General features: G+C 59.5%; 15 protein-coding genes and 1 pseudogene. 1 reads left to right on the forward strand and 15 read right to left on the reverse strand.

The window, feature by feature from the left end:
- Positions 1-59: 59 nt before the first annotated feature.
- The 10 genes from rpoB to TQ39_RS02885 all read right to left on the reverse strand — a co-directional run bounded on the left by rpoB (position 60) and on the right by TQ39_RS02885 (position 12,282).
- A complete protein-coding gene (gene rpoB / locus TQ39_RS02840; RefSeq protein ID WP_009323185.1) occupies positions 60-3,773 on the reverse strand; it encodes a DNA-directed RNA polymerase subunit beta in 3,714 nt (1,237 codons plus the stop codon).
- A gap of 256 nt (positions 3,774-4,029) precedes the next feature.
- Positions 4,030-4,449, reverse strand: coding sequence for an RrF2 family transcriptional regulator (locus tag TQ39_RS02845; RefSeq protein ID WP_050004477.1), 420 nt, complete (start codon positions 4,447-4,449; stop codon positions 4,030-4,032).
- Positions 4,450-4,657: 208 nt separating this feature from the next.
- Positions 4,658-5,746 (reverse strand): RNA polymerase sigma factor RpoD, encoded by a 1,089-nt coding sequence (rpoD, locus tag TQ39_RS02850; protein ID WP_009323187.1) that lies wholly within the window; start codon positions 5,744-5,746, stop codon positions 4,658-4,660.
- A 63-nt stretch (positions 5,747-5,809) separates the two neighbouring features.
- Positions 5,810-7,564, reverse strand: a complete 1,755-nt coding sequence (gene dnaG / locus TQ39_RS02855) for a DNA primase (protein ID WP_050004478.1) — start codon at positions 7,562-7,564, stop codon at positions 5,810-5,812.
- 48 nt (positions 7,565-7,612) lie between these two features.
- Positions 7,613-7,819 (reverse strand): DUF6440 family protein, encoded by a 207-nt coding sequence (locus TQ39_RS02860; protein ID WP_009323189.1) that lies wholly within the window; start codon positions 7,817-7,819, stop codon positions 7,613-7,615.
- A gap of 18 nt (positions 7,820-7,837) precedes the next feature.
- On the reverse strand, positions 7,838-8,836 hold the full coding sequence (locus TQ39_RS02865) for a deoxyguanosinetriphosphate triphosphohydrolase (protein ID WP_040909912.1): 999 nt from the start codon (positions 8,834-8,836) through the stop codon (positions 7,838-7,840).
- A gap of 135 nt (positions 8,837-8,971) precedes the next feature.
- Positions 8,972-9,595, reverse strand: a complete 624-nt coding sequence (locus TQ39_RS02870) for an IMPACT family protein (RefSeq protein WP_009323191.1) — start codon at positions 9,593-9,595, stop codon at positions 8,972-8,974.
- Complete coding sequence (locus tag TQ39_RS02875; RefSeq protein WP_050004479.1) at positions 9,579-10,118, reverse strand: P-loop NTPase family protein; 540 nt, start codon at positions 10,116-10,118, stop codon at positions 9,579-9,581. The genes TQ39_RS02870 and TQ39_RS02875 overlap by 17 nt, the downstream gene beginning before the upstream one ends.
- A gap of 68 nt (positions 10,119-10,186) precedes the next feature.
- Entirely contained in the window at positions 10,187-10,390 is a 204-nt protein-coding gene (gene rpmE, locus TQ39_RS02880; RefSeq protein ID WP_009323193.1) for a 50S ribosomal protein L31, read from the reverse strand.
- A gap of 179 nt (positions 10,391-10,569) precedes the next feature.
- A complete protein-coding gene (locus tag TQ39_RS02885) occupies positions 10,570-12,282 on the reverse strand; it encodes a phospho-sugar mutase (RefSeq protein WP_050004480.1) in 1,713 nt (570 codons plus the stop codon).
- 224 nt (positions 12,283-12,506) lie between these two features.
- On the opposite strand from TQ39_RS02885, the pseudogene TQ39_RS02890 reads away from it, so the two are divergent.
- Positions 12,507-13,553, forward strand: a pseudogene (locus TQ39_RS02890) (YifB family Mg chelatase-like AAA ATPase); the annotation flags it as partial.
- Positions 13,554-13,620: 67 nt separating this feature from the next.
- Here the strand turns inward: TQ39_RS02890 and TQ39_RS02895 are convergent.
- The 5 genes from TQ39_RS02895 to TQ39_RS02915 are packed head-to-tail and all read right to left on the reverse strand — an operon-like array spanning position 13,621 to position 16,362.
- Complete coding sequence (locus tag TQ39_RS02895; protein WP_050004481.1) at positions 13,621-13,896, reverse strand: phage holin family protein; 276 nt, start codon at positions 13,894-13,896, stop codon at positions 13,621-13,623.
- A 2-nt stretch (positions 13,897-13,898) separates the two neighbouring features.
- Positions 13,899-14,156 (reverse strand): hypothetical protein, encoded by a 258-nt coding sequence (locus TQ39_RS02900; RefSeq protein WP_009323680.1) that lies wholly within the window; start codon positions 14,154-14,156, stop codon positions 13,899-13,901.
- Positions 14,157-14,160: 4 nt separating this feature from the next.
- Positions 14,161-15,084, reverse strand: coding sequence for a M23 family metallopeptidase (locus TQ39_RS02905; protein ID WP_050004482.1), 924 nt, complete (start codon positions 15,082-15,084; stop codon positions 14,161-14,163).
- Positions 15,081-15,419, reverse strand: coding sequence for a tail fiber assembly protein (locus TQ39_RS02910; RefSeq protein WP_156146183.1), 339 nt, complete (start codon positions 15,417-15,419; stop codon positions 15,081-15,083). Before TQ39_RS02910 ends, TQ39_RS02905 begins: the two co-directional genes overlap by 4 nt.
- A 58-nt stretch (positions 15,420-15,477) precedes the next feature.
- Complete coding sequence (locus tag TQ39_RS02915; RefSeq protein ID WP_050004484.1) at positions 15,478-16,362, reverse strand: RNA-directed DNA polymerase; 885 nt, start codon at positions 16,360-16,362, stop codon at positions 15,478-15,480.
- Positions 16,363-16,716: the final 354 nt, after the last annotated feature.

Below are 16,716 nucleotides of genomic sequence, written 5' to 3' on the forward strand. Positions count from 1 at the left end.
TTTTGAAGCGTGCCCCGCCGCCCCGCGCGGTGCGCGGCGGGCGGCGGGCCGGATGCGGATCAGATATCCTCGGGCAGATCGGCAAACAGGTCATCCGATTCCAGATCTTCCGGATTGGGTTCCTCATCTTCTTCTTCAAATTCGGCGTCCGCGTCGGCGTCTTCGATGCTGTAGTCGCCGGCGAGCTCGCTCTCCACCATCACGTCGTCGCCGAGCGCGAGGTCGGAATTGTCAAAGCCCATATCGTCGTCATCGTAATTCTGCTTGATGTCCACCTCGTTGCCGTCGGCGTCCTGCACGCGCATATCGAGGCCGAGGCTCTGCAGCTCCTTCATCAGCACGCGGAACGCCTCGGGAATGCCGGGCTTCGGCACGGGCTGACCCTTGACGATGGCTTCGTAGGTTTTAACACGGCCCACCACGTCGTCGGACTTCACCGTCAGGATCTCCTGCAGGGTATAGGCGGCGCCGTAAGCTTCCAGCGCCCACACCTCCATTTCGCCAAAGCGCTGGCCGCCGAACTGGGCCTTGCCGCCCAGAGGCTGCTGCGTTACAAGGCTGTACGGGCCGGTGGAGCGGGCGTGGATCTTATCGTCCACCAGATGGTGCAGCTTGAGGTAATACATATAGCCCACGGTAACGGGGTTGTCAAAACGCTCGCCGGTGCGTCCGTCATAAACATAGCTCTTGCCGTCCTCGCGCTTACCGGTCTCACGGAACATCGCCCGGATGTCCTCCTCGTGGGCGCCGTCGAACACCGGCGTCATGACCTTCCAGCCCAGCGCCTTGGCGGCGTAGCCCAAATGGACCTCCAGGACCTGGCCGATGTTCATACGGGAGGGAACGCCCAGCGGGTTCAGCACAATGTCCAGCGGCGTGCCGTCCTCCAGGAACGGCATATCTTCCTGCGGCAGAATGCGGGATACAACGCCCTTGTTGCCGTGGCGGCCGGCCATCTTGTCGCCCACGCTGATCTTGCGCTTCTGGGCGATGTAGCAGCGCACCACCTGGCGCACGCCGGGCTGCAGCTCGTCGCAGTTCTCGGGTGTGAACACTTTCACATCCACGATGATTCCGTACTCACCGTGCGGCACACGCAGGGAAGTGTCGCGCACCTCGCGCGCTTTCTCTCCGAAAATGGCGCGCAGCAGGCGCTCCTCGGCCGTCAGCTCCGTCTCACCCTTGGGCGTGACCTTGCCGACGAGGATATCACCCGCGCCTACCTCGGCGCCGATGCGGATGATGCCGCGCTCGTCCAGGTCCTTCAGCGCGTCCTCGCCCACGTTGGGGATGTCGCGCGTGATCTCCTCGGGCCCGAGCTTCGTCTCGCGGCTTTCGATCTCGTATTCCTCGATGTGGATGGAAGTGTACACGTCCTCGCGGACGATCTTCTCATTGATAAGGACGGCGTCCTCGTAGTTGTAGCCCTCCCAGGTCATGAAGCCGATCAAGGCGTTCTTGCCCAGGCTGATCTCGCCGTTCTTCGTGGCGGGGCCGTCGGCCAGAACCTGGCCCTTGATGATCTTATCGCCCTTGCTGACGATGGGGCGCTGGTTGATGCAGGTGCCCTGGTTCGAGCGCATGAATTTGATGAGCTCGTATTCGTCCGTCGTCGTCTTGGACGTGCGCACCGTGATCTTATCGGCAGTCACACGCTCCACAATGCCGTCGTTTTTCGCCAGCACGCACACGCCGGAGTCGCACGCGGCCTTGTACTCCATGCCGGTGGCGACGATGGGCTGCTCGGTGACGAGCAGCGGTACCGCCTGACGCTGCATGTTCGAGCCCATGAGGGCGCGGTTTGCGTCGTCGTTCTCCAGGAACGGGATCATAGCCGTAGCTACGGACACAACCATCTTCGGGCTGACGTCCATGTAGTCCACGCGCTCTTTGTCGACCTCAAGGATCTCATCGCGCCAGCGGCTGGAAACACGGGGACGGACAAAACGTCCCTCGCTGTCCAACTGCTCGTTGGCCTGCGCTACGATGAACTCATCCTCCACATCGGCGGTCATATAGACCACTTCATCGGTAACAACGCCAGTGGCCTTGTCCACCTTGCGGTACGGCGCTTCGATAAAGCCGTACTCATTGATCTTGGCGAACGTGGCCAGATAGGAAATCAGGCCGATGTTCGGACCTTCCGGCGTCTCGATGGGGCACATGCGGCCGTAATGGGAATAGTGTACGTCGCGGACCTCGAAGCCTGCGCGGTCACGGGACAGGCCGCCGGGGCCGAGAGCCGACAGACGGCGTTTGTGCGTCAGCTCTGCCAGCGGGTTGTTCTGATCCATGAACTGAGACAGCGGCGAGGAGCCAAAGAACTCCTTGATGGATGCCACCACCGGACGGATGTTGATGAGCGCCTGCGGCGTCACCACTTCCATGTCCTGGGCCTGCAGCGTCATGCGCTCACGGATGACGCGCTCCATGCGGGAAAAGCCGATGCGGAACTGGTTCTGCAGCAGCTCGCCCACACTGCGGATCCGGCGGTTGCCCAGATGGTCGATGTCGTCCACCGTGCCCACGCCGTGGCCCAGGCCGTTCAAGTAGTTGATGGATGCGAAAATATCATCCACGGTGACTGTTTTGCTGATGAGACGGTCACGGTTTTTCTCCAGCAGCTCCCTCTGCTCGTCCACATCGCTGGTCTCGTCCAGGATGGCGCGCAGTTCGCTGAAATTGACGCGCTCGTTGATGCCGCATTCGGTTGCGTCAAAGGAGAGGAAATCGTTGGCGGCAACCGTGCCGTTGGAGATGACCTTGATCTCCTTGTCGTCCAGCGCCAGATACACCAGGCTCACGCCCGATTTTTCGGCGGCCATGGCAGTTTCCGCACTGATCTTTTCGCCGGCAGCGCACAGCAGCTCGCCCGTCAGGGGGGCCACGATATCACGGGCGGCCACAAAGCCCTGAATGCGGCGGCCGATGGCCAGCTTCTTGTTCATCTTATAGCGGCCGAAGCGGGAAAGGTCGTACCGGCGCGGGTCAAAAAACAAACCGTTGATGTGGCTGGACGCGCTCTCCACCGTGGGAGGCTCGCCCGGACGCAGCTTGCGGTACGTCTCCAGCAGGCCTTCTTCCTCGCTCTTGGTGGAATCTTTTGCGATGGTGGCCTCAATGCGCTCGTCCTCGCCGAAGAAATCACGGATCTTCGCGTCGTCACCCAGGCCCAGCGCACGGATGAACACCGTCACAGGGATCTTGCGGTTCTTATCGATGCGCACATAGAAAACGTCGTTGGCATCCGTTTCGTATTCCAGCCACGCGCCGCGGTTGGGGTTCAGCGTGGCGGTGAACAGTTCCTTGCCCGTCTTGTCGTAGCTCTTGCCGAAATACACGCCCGGGGAACGGACGAGCTGAGAGACGATAACACGCTCGGCGCCGTTGATGATGAAGGTGCCGGAATCCGTCATGAGCGGAAAATCGCCCATGAAGATCTCCTGCTCCTTCACTTCGCCGGTCTCCTTGTTCAGCAGACGCGCTTTCACGCGAAGCGGGGCCGCATAGGTGACGTCGCGCTCCTTGCACTCCTTGATGGAGTACTTGGGCTCGGAATCCAGCCGGTAGTCGATAAAGTCGAGCACCAGGTTGCCGGTGTAGTCTTCGATCGTCGAAATGTCCCGGAAGACCTCTTTCAGGCCCTCTTTGAGAAACCACTGGTATGAGTTCTTCTGCACCTCGATCAGGTTCGGCATGTCGATGACTTCGTCGATGCGCGAGAAGCTCATGCGTTCGGTTTTGCCAAGTTGTACGGGCTTGACTTTCACCATAAGTTGCGACCACTCCTTAATTCATCTATATTAAGCCTTGCAAAAAATGACGCAAAACGGCTTTGGCACCCCTCCGATTTTCAGCAACTTGCACAAAAAAATTGTAACAGTTTTGCGTTCAGAGACATACCAAGCCATTATGATACATTTAAGCATTATAATACGGTTTTTACAAGCCGTCAAGGGGAACCCGGAAAAAAGAGGAAAAGAAAAAACCACACTTGGCACGCACGGCGCCGTGTGTGATTTTCGCTTCTTACTTGGCGGCCGGTTCCTCCAACAGCATCTGGAAGTTGACGGCAGCGAGCTGCTCGTTGATGCTTTTGCTGATATCGTGAAATACCTTTTGGAATGTACAGCAGCCGGACGCGCCGCGGTTGCACTCCCCCGCGCCGCCCTCGCCCACACAGCGGGAAAGCCTATACGGCCCTTCCACCGCGTCAATGACGTCCTTGAGTGTGATCTCGCTGGCGGGGCGTGCCAGCTCATAGCCGCCGCGGTTGCCCTTGTAGCTTTCCACAATGCCGCTGCTCACCAGCTTGCCCAATATCTTCAGGGAAAAGCGCAGCGTCACGCACATTTCTTCGCTGATGCCGCGCGCGTCGCGCCGCGTGCCACACTTTGCAAGGCAGTAGACGATGCGCACCGCGTAATCGGATTCCTGTGTGATATGCATAAACCGCTCCTTGAACTATACCGTTTTACTGTATTTAAAGGATACCGCAACCGGGCGCTTTTGTCAAGCGCGTTTCCTGTGCCGCAGCGGCGGTGCAAAAACAGCGCGGCTCCGGTTTTGCCGGGCCGCGCTGTTCAAAGTCCACTCTATCCATTCTATATGTACGCCCGGTCCTGCCATTGAGACAGCGGCAAAGGCGGGGGCCGCATCAGTCCAGGAAATCGCGCAGCTTCTTGGAACGGCTGGGGTGGCGCAGCTTACGCAGCGCCTTGGCCTCGATCTGACGGATGCGTTCGCGCGTGACGTTGAACTCCTTGCCCACTTCCTCCAGCGTACGGGGACGGCCGTCCTCCAGGCCGAAGCGCAGGCGCAGCACCTTTTCCTCCCGGGGCGTAAGGCTTTTCAGCACGCCGGAGAGCTGCTCCTTCAAAAGCGTGTGGCTGGCCGCCTCGGCGGGGACGGGCGCATCCTCGTCGGGAATAAAATCACCCAAGTGGCTGTCCTCTTCCTCGCCGATGGGCGTCTCCAGGCTCACCGGCTCCTGCGCTACGCGCATGATCTCCCGCACCTTATCCACGGGCATGTCCAACTCCTCCGCGATCTCGTCTGCCGTCGGCTCATGGCCGTTGCGGTGCAGCAGCTGGCTGGACACCTTTTTCACCTTATTGATCGTCTCCACCATATGCACCGGGATGCGGATGGTGCGCGCCTGATCCGCAATGGCGCGTGTGATAGCCTGGCGGATCCACCATGTGGCGTATGTGGAAAATTTGAAGCCCTTGGTATGGTCAAACTTTTCCACGGCCTTGATAAGGCCCAGGTTGCCCTCCTGGATAAGGTCCAGAAACTGCATGCCACGGCCCACATAGCGTTTGGCAATGGAGACCACAAGACGCAGGTTCGCCTCGGACAGGCGCTGCTTCGCCTTTTCGCCCTCAGGGCCGCCTGCCTGTATCTTCAGCGCCAGATTGATCTCCTCTTCCGGAGAGAGCAGCGGCACGCGTCCAATCTCCTTCAGGTACACCTTGACAGGATCGTCGATGTTGACTCCCTCGGCGGACAGCGCACTCTCCAGCACGTCCACAGTGTCCTCCGTCAGCGTGAATTCCTCCACGTCGGCGTCCGGTTCGTCCACGATCTCGATGTTGTTCGCATCCAATGCCTCATAGAGCTTATCCACAAGCTCCACTTCAAAGCCGATTTCCTCCAGCGCGTCGTTGATTTCCTTCGTCGTCACCTTCTGGTTGCGCTTGCCCAGCTCCACAAGGTTCATGATGATGTTCTTTTTTTCTCCCATGTTGTGTACTCCCTACTCTATTCCTGTGATTCGGCCGCGCGGCCGCGCATTGCGTGCGCCGCGCTATGTTTTTTTATCCTTTAAAGCCTGCAGGTAATCCGCAAGCTCGGCGGCTGTTCTTCCGCCCGCCGTACTGCTGACGGGCTGGCTGTGCTCGATACGGTCCAGATACAACTCTACGTCTTGAGCGCTCAGCCCGATGTCGTAGTTCTGCGCGAGAACGCGGCTGATGAGCGAGACCGTTTCCTCCGGCAATTCTTCGCTGAGGGCCGAGAGGTCCAGATATTCACCCTTTGCGCCTTTCTCGCATAAAAGCGTGTATGCCCGGCCCAGGCCCGCGTCCAGAAACGTGCCGCCGCTCACCCGCGGCGCGGCCAGCCGGATATAGTCCGGATTCTTGAGGATCGCCGCCACGAGCTGCTGCTCGGCAAACGCGACGCCCAGCGCCTTTTGGCCGCCCTGGCTGTACGGCACATTGATGCGCCCGCCCGCGCCTTCTTCCAAAAGGCGGCGCTCCCGTTCCTTTTCCGCCCGCCGCCCGCGCGCCCGGATGGCCGCGTCCAGCTGGTTGAGGATGGCGGGCTTCGCCACATCCGTTTCTTCTGCCAGCCGCCCGGCGTACACATCCCGTTCCGTGGGCGTGATGCGGCCGGCCAGCACGCCGATCGCGTCCTTGATATAATTCAGCCGGCCATCCGGTGTGGCGATGTCGTATTTCCCCTTTGCCTGCAAAAGCTCATACTCGATGGCGTTGTTGGAGCCGTTCAGAAGCATCTCAAACCGTTCCGCCCCAAATTTTTTGATGAATTCGTCCGGGTCCTTGGCGTCGGGGATATTAAGCACCGATATTTTGAGCGGCGAGGCCGACAGCAGGCTGATAGCTCGCCGTGTCGCCTTCTGCCCGGCTTCATCGGAATCGTAGCAGAGCACTACCTCATCCGCATATTCGGACAATATCTTCACCTGCTCCGCTGTCAGCGCCGTGCCGCAGCCTGCCACCGCCGTGGTAAAGCCAGCCTGATGCATGGAAATCGCATCCAGATTGCCCTCGCACAGGATATACCGCCGCGTCTGGGATTTTTTTGCAAAGTTGAGTGCAAACAGCGTGCGGCTCTTCTTGTACACCAGCGTCTCGGGGCTGTTCACATATTTGCCGCCGGGCTGCTCAGGGTCCAGCTTGCGGCCGCTGAAAGCAATAACGTTGCCCCGCAGGTCAAAAATAGGGATCATAACGCGGTGGCGGAAAAAATCGAAAGTGCCGCCCTTTTCACTGCGTTTGATGAGGCCCGCTGCCAAAAGCTCGTCCTCCGCATAGCCCAGGCTTTTCAGATGATCCCGCGTCTCTCGGAAGCTGTCCGGCGCGTATCCCAGGCCGAAGCGCTTGATGGTCGCGTCGGAAAGGCCGCGCCCGCGCCAGTACGCCCGTCCGACGCGCCCGGCGTCCGAATTCAAACGCGAAAAATAGAAGCGCGCCGCGTCCTTGTTGATGGAGATGATCCGGCTGCGCAGGCGGCCGGTCTGGTCATCCTCCTCCGGAAGCGCCATACCGGCGCGTCCCGCAAGGAATTTGACGGCCTCTATGTAATCAACATTGTTGATTTTTTTGATAAAGGTGATGACGTCGCCGCCCGCGCCGCAGCCAAAGCAGTAAAACGACTGCGTCTCGGGATATACGACAAAGGACGGCGTTTTTTCATTGTGAAACGGGCACAGCCCGGTATGGGTGCGGCCGCGGTGCCGCAGCTGTACATAGCTCTGCACCACGTCCACGATATCGCTGCGCTGCACCAGTTCTGTGATATAATCGCGCGGGATCATCCTGCCGCCCCCTTCCGTTATCTCCTGCGCCGCGCCGGCGCCATTGCATTAATATTTCACGTCTTCGCCGCCATGACCCGTGTACGATGAAACCACAGGCCTGCCGGACGCATCCAGCAGCGGCGTAAGCCCTGCGCCGTAGCCCTCGCCCATGAACAGGTACTCCACTCCTGTCTCCCTGTCCCGCAGGATACGGAAATAGGCGCCAAAGCCGCTGCCCTGCTTATAGATCACTTCAAACCGTTTTTCGTCCATAACGCTCCTTTCCCCGCATCACAGTATCTGCCACTTCTGCGGCACGAACAGCGATTCGAACGTGCTGGTGGCGTATTCGTCGCTCATACCGGAGATATAATCCGTCACGGCGCGGTCCACGCCCTCCTGCCACATGATATACAGGAAAGCCTGCGGCATATGCGTGGGCGTATCCTTAAAATATGCGTACAGCTCACGGATGAGCTTGTCCACTTTCTGCTCTTCCTTTTTCGCCACCTTGTCCACATACACGGTGCTGTACATAAAGTCGTGCAGCGCCTCGTAAGCGGCGGCCCGCTCGGCATCCATTCCGATATCTTCGGCCCCGTGCTCCACGATGGCCATGATCAGCGAGGTGATCCGTTCAGATTTCGTGCTCCCCAGCACGGAGGTGATCTCCGCCGGGATATCCTCGTTGCGCAGAACGCCCGCCGTCACCGCGTCCTCGATATCGTGGTTCATATAGGCGATATGATCCGCAAAGCGGACAACGCGCCCCTCCCTCGTAGCGGCCCACTCACCGCGTGTGTGAGTGACGATGCCGTTGAGCACCTCCCACGTCAGGTTGAGGCCGCTGCCATCCTTTTCCAGCTTCGTCACCACGCGCACACTCTGCTCGTAGTGCTTGAAGCCGCCGGGGCAGAGCCGGTTCAGCGCGCGCTCACCCGCATGGCCGAAAGGCGTGTGGCCCAGATCATGCGCCAGTGCAATGGCTTCGGTGAGGTCCTCGTTCAGGCGCAGGGCCCGCGCAATGGTCCGCGCGATCTGGCTCACTTCAAGCGTGTGCGTCAAACGCGTGCGGTAATGGTCGCCCTCCGGCGAAAGGAACACCTGCGTCTTCTGCTTCAGCCTGCGGAATGCCTTGCAATGGATGATGCGGTCCCGGTCCCGCTGAAAGCAGGGCCGCAGCGGGCATGGTTTTTCGGGTACGGCCCGCCCCCGGCTGTTCTCGCTCAATGTTGCAAACGGAGACAGCGTTATCCGCTCAATCTCCTCCGTGCGCTCCCGTACCGTCATCAGCCAGCCCCCTTTTCCGCACAGCGTGCCCCACATGCTTTCGGCCGCCGCTGTCTTTCATGGTTCCAAAAATTCGGCGTCATATACACTATACGACAAAGGCTCCGGTTTCCCTTTAAAATTTTAAGAAAATTTTCAGAAAGGGGCAAAATAGGGTTTGGAAAACATAATATCCGCGCTGCCCCGGCAAAGCTCCTGCAATTTCGGCAAAAGCTGCGTTTCACCGCCTGCCAGCATCACAAAGGGCAGCGTTACCCTGTCGGCGAACTGCACCTCCTCCAGCCGGGCGCCCGCGTCGGCCAGCAGCCGCTGCGCCAGCTCGTACAATGGATATTCCACCCGCAAAACGCCCCGCACGCACACCTGTACCGTCACCTGCTTTGCCGCCGCCAGAACGGCGTTTGCCGCCGCTGTATAGGCGCGCACCAGCCCGCCAGTGCCCAACAGCGTACCGCCGAAATAGCGCGTCGTCACAACGATGCAGTCCACGAGGCCCGCGTGGCGGATGGCCTCCAGCGTGGGCAGGCCGGAGGTCTTGGCTGGCTCCCCGTCGTCGGAATAACGCATGCGCGCGCCGTCCCGCAGAATGTATGCGTAAACATTGTGGTTGGCCGTACGGTGCTTTGCCCGTATCCCGTTCAAAAAAGCCAGCGCCTTTTCCTCTGTGTCCGCAAAGGCCGCGTGGGCGATAAATTCAGATTTTTTCTCCTCGATGCGCGCCTGCGCCGTGCCCTGTATCGTCTTATATGCTTCCATCATCCGCCCCCTCCAGCCGCCGCAGGAGCACTTGCGCGTCCCGCCGGTTTTTCAGTGTGACGCACCTCACCTCCGGGTGCGCAGCCAGCAGCGCCTTCACATGTGTGCCGTCCCGCTTCGGGAAGTCCCACACCCAGCGCAGAAAGCTCAGGTCGAACCGCTCCGGGCACCCCGCGCCCATATCCGGGCGCACGCGGCCGTGCGTTGTCCATACGCGCCGCAGCACGCCCGCCAGGCACACGGCCCGGGAATAGTCCAAATAAACCGCGGCCTGCGCGCGGGAGAGCCGCAGTTCCAGCGAGCTTCCGAAGTTCCCGTCGATGATCCACGCATCCTTCGCGATCTCGTTTTCCACCGTGCGCCGCCACGCCGCACGCTCCATGGCCACCCAGCCGGGCTGCCAGTACAAGCCGTCCAGATGCACCACCGGAAGGCCCGTGGCCGCCCCCAAACGGCGCGCCAGCGTGCTTTTGCCCGCGCCGCCGCAGCCCAGGATCAGGATTCGTTTCGCTTCGCCCAATTCCATTCTTTTTCTCCCAAACAGCAACAAAACAAAGGGCGGTTCGCTTGAAACCGCCCTTTGTAAGGAACCTATTATTCGCCCAGATTGAAACGCTTTTTAAAGCGGTCCACGCGTCCGCCGGTATCAACCAGCTTCTGCTTGCCGGTGTAGAACGGATGGCACTTGTTGCAAACCTCGACGTGGATCTCCTTCTTCGTGGAGCGGGTCGTGAACGTGTTGCCGCAGGCACAGGTGATCACCGCTTCCTCGTACTTCGGATGGATGCCCTCTTTCACTTGTATTCACCTCTTTCTGGTTTATGACATTGGGGGCCATGCTTAATACATGCGCCCATCACAACCTTCAATAGGAGGCTACCAGCGTGCGCCATCCTGTGCGCACGGAGCAGCCATCGGAACGATTGCCCTCATATTTTACCACGTTCCCGAGGGAAATGCAAGCGGTATTTGTCCGCTTATTTCAGAAGCGGCTCCACAGCGGCGGCCAGCGCTTTTTGCTGTGCCTCGGCCTCGGCAAGGTCTTTGCCCAGCGTGGTAAAGTAGGTCTTGATCTTCGGTTCGGTACCCGAGGGGCGCACCACTACACTGGCGCCGCCCGCCAGTGTGTAGATGAGCACGTTGGCCGCCGGCAGCTCGATGGGCTCCGTTTTGCCCGTGGCTACGTCCGTTTTGGTGCGTGCCTTGTAGTCTGCCACCGTTACGACCTTGTATCCCGCAAATTCCGCCGGCGGGTTCTCCCGCAGCTTTGTCATGATGCCCGCCATGGTCTCCATGCCGGACAGGCCCGGGAATTCATAGCTGTTCACTTTGTTCAGGTAACGGCCATACTCGGCGTAAATGCGCTCCAGCTCCTCCTTGATGGACGAGCCGATGCTGCGGTAATAGGCCGCCATTTCGCAGATGAGCATGGAGCCTACGACGGCATCCTTGTCACGTACATAGCTGCCCGCCAGGTAGCCATAGCTCTCCTCAAAGCCGAAGATAAAGCGCTCCACCTCGCCTGCGGCCTCCAGCCCGGCGATCTGGTCGCCGATCCATTTGAAGCCCGTAAGCACGTTTCGGCATTCCACCCCGTAATGCGCGGCCACAACGTCCGCCAGCGGCGTGGAGACGATGGATTTAACGCACACCGGGGCTTTGGGCATGGTGCCGTTCTCGGTGCGGCCCTTGCAGATATAATCCAGCAACAGCACGCCCACCTCGTTGCCGGAAAGCAGCTGATAGCTGCCGTCCTTACAGCGCACGGCAATGCCCACGCGGTCGGCGTCCGGGTCGGTGGCAAGCATCAGATCCGCGCCGGATTTTTCCGCCAGCGCAAGGCCCAGGGCCAGCGCCTCACGAATCTCGGGGTTGGGATACGGGCAAGTGGGGAAATTACCGTCCGGATACTGCTGCTCGGGCACAATGGTGATATCCGTAATGCCGATATCCCCCAGCACGCGGGTGACAGGCACGAGGCCCGAACCGTTCAGCGGCGAATACACCAGCTTCAGCCCCGCGGTTTTGCACAAACCCGGGCGAACGCTCTGGGCCTTGATGTTCTCATACAGCGCCTCGATGGTGTCCTGGCCGATGTACTCGATGCCGCCCTGCTCCAGTGCCGCGTCGAAATCCGCCAGCCTGATGCCCGCGAAAATATCGGTGGCCTGCATCTCGGCATAGACCGCGTCGGCGGCTTCGCTGGTCATCTGGCAGCCGTCCGGCCCGTAGGCCTTATAGCCGTTGTATTTGGCCGGGTTGTGGCTGGCCGTCACCATGATGCCGGCGTCGCAGTGCAGATAGCGCGTGGCAAAGCTGAGCGCCGGAACGGGCATCAGCTCCTTGTAAAGATACGCCTTGACGCCGTTGCCTGCCAGCACGCGCGCGGCCTCCCGCGCAAACACGTCGCTTTTGATGCGGCTGTCGTAGGAGATGGCAACGCTTTTTTTGCCGCCCTGCTTGTTCAGATAATTTGCCAAACCCTGCGTGGCCTTACGCACCATATAGATGTTCATGCGGTTCGTGCCCGCACCCAGCACGCCGCGCAGGCCCGCGGTGCCGAACTCCAGCTCCACCGCGAAACGGTCCTGTATCTCTGCGTCAATGCCCTGAATGCTGAGCAGCTCGGGCTTCAGGTCCTTATCCTCCAGTTCGGCGGCAAGCCACCGTTCATATTCCTGCTGATACATCAATATGCCCCCGCTTTCCGGGAAAGCTGCGCTTCCCCTTTTCAGTCTCAGGCGGCCGAAGCGCCGCGCGGCGTGCCGCCTTTTATACTTCTTATCATAAGCCATGGGCCTGGGCCTGTCAATTCGCACTTGTACAAAAATGACGCGCAAGTTATACTAAAAACACACCCATATGGGCGTACCGGCGCGAAGTGCGGCGGAAAACGGCGAAAGGCGGCGGAAGGATGTTTGCAAGGATCAACAGCCTGGGCGTATATGCGCTGAATGGCTTCAGTGTGAGCGTGGAGGCGGATATCAGCGGCGGACTGCCTCAATTCACCATCGTGGGCCTGCCGGACAGCGCTGTGCGCGAGGCCACGGACCGCGTGCGCAGCGCGCTGAAAAACCTGTCCTTCGTCTGGCCCGTCAGCCGGATCACCGTCAATCTCGCTCCCGGCGATATCCGCAAGACCGGCCCTGTGTACGACCTGCCTGTTCTTCTTGCCATTCTGGCTGCCTCCGGGCAGCTGCCCGTCCCCGGCCCGGAGGACGCCTTCATCGGCGAGCTTTCGCTGGACGGCGGCGTGCGCAGTGTGACGGGCGTGCTGCCCATGGCGCTGGCCGCGGTGCAGCAGGGCGTGCGCCGCCTGTTCGTTCCCGCCGAAAACGCGGCCGAGGCCGCGGCAGCCGGCGCGCTTTGTGTTTACCCTGTCCATACGGCGCTGGACGCAGTGCGCCATTTGACGGGCGAAGCGCCCATAGAACCGGCACAGCCCGCGGCCTTTGCACCCGGCGGGCCCCGGGACGTACCGGACTTTGCAGATGTCCGGGGCCAGCTGGAGGCCCGGCGCGCCATGGAGATCGCCGCCGCCGGCGGCCACAATATTTTATTGATCGGCGCGCCGGGCACGGGAAAATCCATGCTGGCCAAACGTCTGCCGGGCATTCTGCCGCCGCTCTCCCGCACGGAGGCTGTGGAGACGACGAAGGTATATTCTGTGGCGGGCATGCTGCCCCGCGGCAGCGGGCTTGTGAGCCACTGCCCGTTCCGCGCGCCGCATCATTCGGTAAGTGCGGCGGGCCTTGTGGGCGGCGGCAGCACGCCGCGTCCCGGCGAGGTGAGCCTCGCACACAACGGCGTCCTGTTTTTGGATGAGCTGCCCGAATTTCACCGCGACGCTCTGGAGATCCTGCGCCAGCCGCTGGAGGACGGCACGGTCACCGTCAGCCGCGTGGCGGGCAGCGCGTCATTCCCCAGCAGCATCATGCTGGCCGCCGCCATGAATCCCTGCCCACAAGTTGCATAAAAAATAAGCCCCCGGCCAGGAAAAATCCTAAACCGGGGGCTTTCGTCATATACTATTCGGTTTTGCCAAGCTGTTTCACAGCCTGATTGATGCCCGTGGCCGCAAGTCCGGACACCACGCCGACAGCCGCCGCCGTGATGGGGTCCGTTGCCGGGAACTCCGGCATGCCCGCGTACAGGGCTACAAGGCCCAGCACAAGGCCAGCGCCGCCGCAGATGACCGGTATGTACTTGTTGTCCAGCGGTGTGGTTTTCACGCCTGTACCGGCGAGATAGCACAGCACGGTGATGGCTGCGACGGTGCCCAGCCCAAATACAGAAATATCCATAATTATTTACCCTCCATCAATTTTTCAAGGTCGCTGATACGGTGATTTGCGACCTTGATTTGTTCCTCCACAACGGGCATGCGCCGGGCAAAGCCGTTGTGCTCCCGCACCTCCCGCGTCAGCTCGTCCAGCTTTGTGTCCGTCACAGCCTGCGCTGTGGTGATTTTGTTCTCTGTGCGCCGGGCGGCCGCCGTATTGGTAATCACTACGCCCACCAGAGACAGCAGGCCCGTGATAAGCGCGACGATGATGTTCTCCATCGCCTTACACCCCCAACGCAGTTTTGGCCGATTCAATACGCTGCAGGTATGCTCCCGCCTGCTCGTTCGCGCGTTTTTCCCCAGCTTCCGCCCGGTCAGCGCGTTGCGTCTCTGCGTCGGCGCGCTTGTCCGCTTCATCCGCGCGGCGGGCCTCGGCATCCGCGCGGGCGTTTGCCGCTTCAAGCTGCGCTTTCAGTTCCTCTGCGCCGCCGCCCGCATCTCCCTGCGCTACGCAGGCCGCGAACGCGTCGCCCGGGGAAAGCGTCACCAACCGGCAGCGGTCGGCCAGCACGGCGGCGTAACGCTGCACTCCCGCCACGAAGATGCGAACCCAGCTGTACCCGCCGGAGCTTCCCACCTCGGCCTGCACCGGGTAGCATGTCCCCTCAATCAGCTTGCCGCCGTTGTAGGACTTGTCCACCGCATTCACATCGGGCGCGGTGAACACCTCGCATTTGCCGCTCGTCACCTTCAAGAATTTCATGTCGTTGTCCTCCTTGTCCGTTGCATCCGTATAAGTTCCAACCGCGTTTCGAACGCCTGCATAGCCTGCCGGGTCTATGGCCGTGCCGTAAGCATTACGCACTTCAAAATGCGTGTGCGCGCCGAAGCTGTACCCGGTGTTTCCCATCGTGCCAAGCGCCGTGCCAGCCTGTACCCGCTGCCCGGCCCGTACACGCAGGCTGCCCGCCGCCAAATGGCAGTAGTAATACTTGCGCCCATCATTTCCGTCAATGCGCACATAATAGCCCCACTGCCACGTCAGGCCGCCCGCGCTTTTGGACACGGCACCCGCAAAGCCCACCGTGCCGCCCGCGACGGCGTGCACTGTTTTATCGTCATCCCCCACAATGTCAATACCATTGTGGTTCGGTCGGGCCGCCAGTCGAAAGCCGGACGTCACCCGGTTCCTGCCTTCAAAAATCATTTTTCTTTTCCCTCCGCGTTTCCCGGCCATTTCGGCCATTCTATGGTGTACGGAAATCCCGGCTGCTCCGGCACGTCCCGCAGCGCTTGTCGGTATGCGCTCCAGACTTCCTTATCTGTCGGTGCATCTTGCAATACGGCAAAATCGCATTTTGCGAGCAGTTCATTTCTTTTTTCTCTAATCTGCGTTGCAAGCGTCTTTTTTTCGTATTCCTTTGCAGCAGAAAGCCACGACGCCGTATCGTTTCGGATGCAGTCTTCGAGTTCCTCGCGGTAAGTCACAGGCATTGTGTACTCGTCCCATTGCCAGCCTTTTCTCCCTTCCTGCATCTCCATTTCGCGCACATTCTCAAAAAGCGCGACGCAACTTGTTTTTTCCGTACTTTTGCGGATTTCAAACGTCCCCACTGGTGCAGCATCTCCGGTTGTGAGCATTTTTCATTGCCTCCTTACAATGTGATATCGAGACGAACGGGTCAAACCGCGTTCGTCTAAAGTTGTAGCTGTCGCACTGCTTCAATGTCCCCCAGTACGACAGGAGCTGTGACGCCCGGTGTTGTGTGAGCTTTCGTCCGGCAGCGTACCGCGCGGCGCGTGATATGCGATACATGATGTGTTTTCCCATTATCACGTATCCTCTCCCAAATCGCATACCTAAAAATGGCGCGAGCCTTTCTTTTATTTTTCTTACTTTCCAGACGCCTTTAATGCGCAGCCCTATCGTTCTCAAGTAATTTTCAATCAGGTACAAGGCTCTTTCGAGAACACGCCTGTTCCCTCCTACGATAATTCCGTCATCTACATACCGCACATATCCGCATCCCGGCGCGAATTCCTGCGTAATCTTGTAATCCAAGCCCTGCAAATACAGAACCGCCAGATATTGTGATGAATAAAACCCAATTGCAAGGCCGCGCCCTTGTTTTCCGCTACTTTTGATAATCTCCCATAAAAGGCGAAGCGTCGGTTTGTCTTTCGTGATGCGGTTTCGTAGCATCCATATCAGCGGCTTGTGCGGGATGCTGTCGTAATATTTCGATACGTCGAACTGTGCATAATACTTGTTTTTCTTATCTGCGAAAAGGCGTTTCGTCCGTTTGATTGCGAGGCGGCAGCCTTTCCCGGACATATTCCCGCAATCGTAAAAATAGTTTCTTTTTTCAATCGTCTTCCCGATGACATTAAAAACCGCATGGTGTACAAACTGGCTGTGCAAGTCCGGTATCGTAATGTGCCGTACCTTTCTTTTCGCACCGTCGCGTACATAGAATTCGCGCATTTTGTGTGCCTTGTACGTGCCTGATTCAAGAACTGTTTTAAGCCGCCACGCGGTTCTCGGTATGGATGACCTTATTTCTTGGCCCTCCGGCTCTTCGTTTACCTTTCAGCGTATCGTGTATCGCAATCTTGCAATTTTCATACGTTGCGATCTGCTGCATGTGTCCACTTTTTACTCTTGGCATTCATCTGCACCTTTTCCGGCCGCCCGCTCTCGCTACTAGGCCGGTTCCTTTTCGGTTTCATTTTCGCAATGGAGGATATAGGCCGCTTTTTGAGGTTTTCAAGCAGATAAGGGAGCGCGACGCCCTGTTCCAGTTCGCGTTCGAGGGAGTGTTCCACCAATTCCCGTACC

The sequence above is a fragment of the Ruthenibacterium lactatiformans genome, from assembly GCF_000949455.1.
Classification (GTDB): domain Bacteria; phylum Bacillota; class Clostridia; order Oscillospirales; family Ruminococcaceae; genus Ruthenibacterium; species Ruthenibacterium lactatiformans.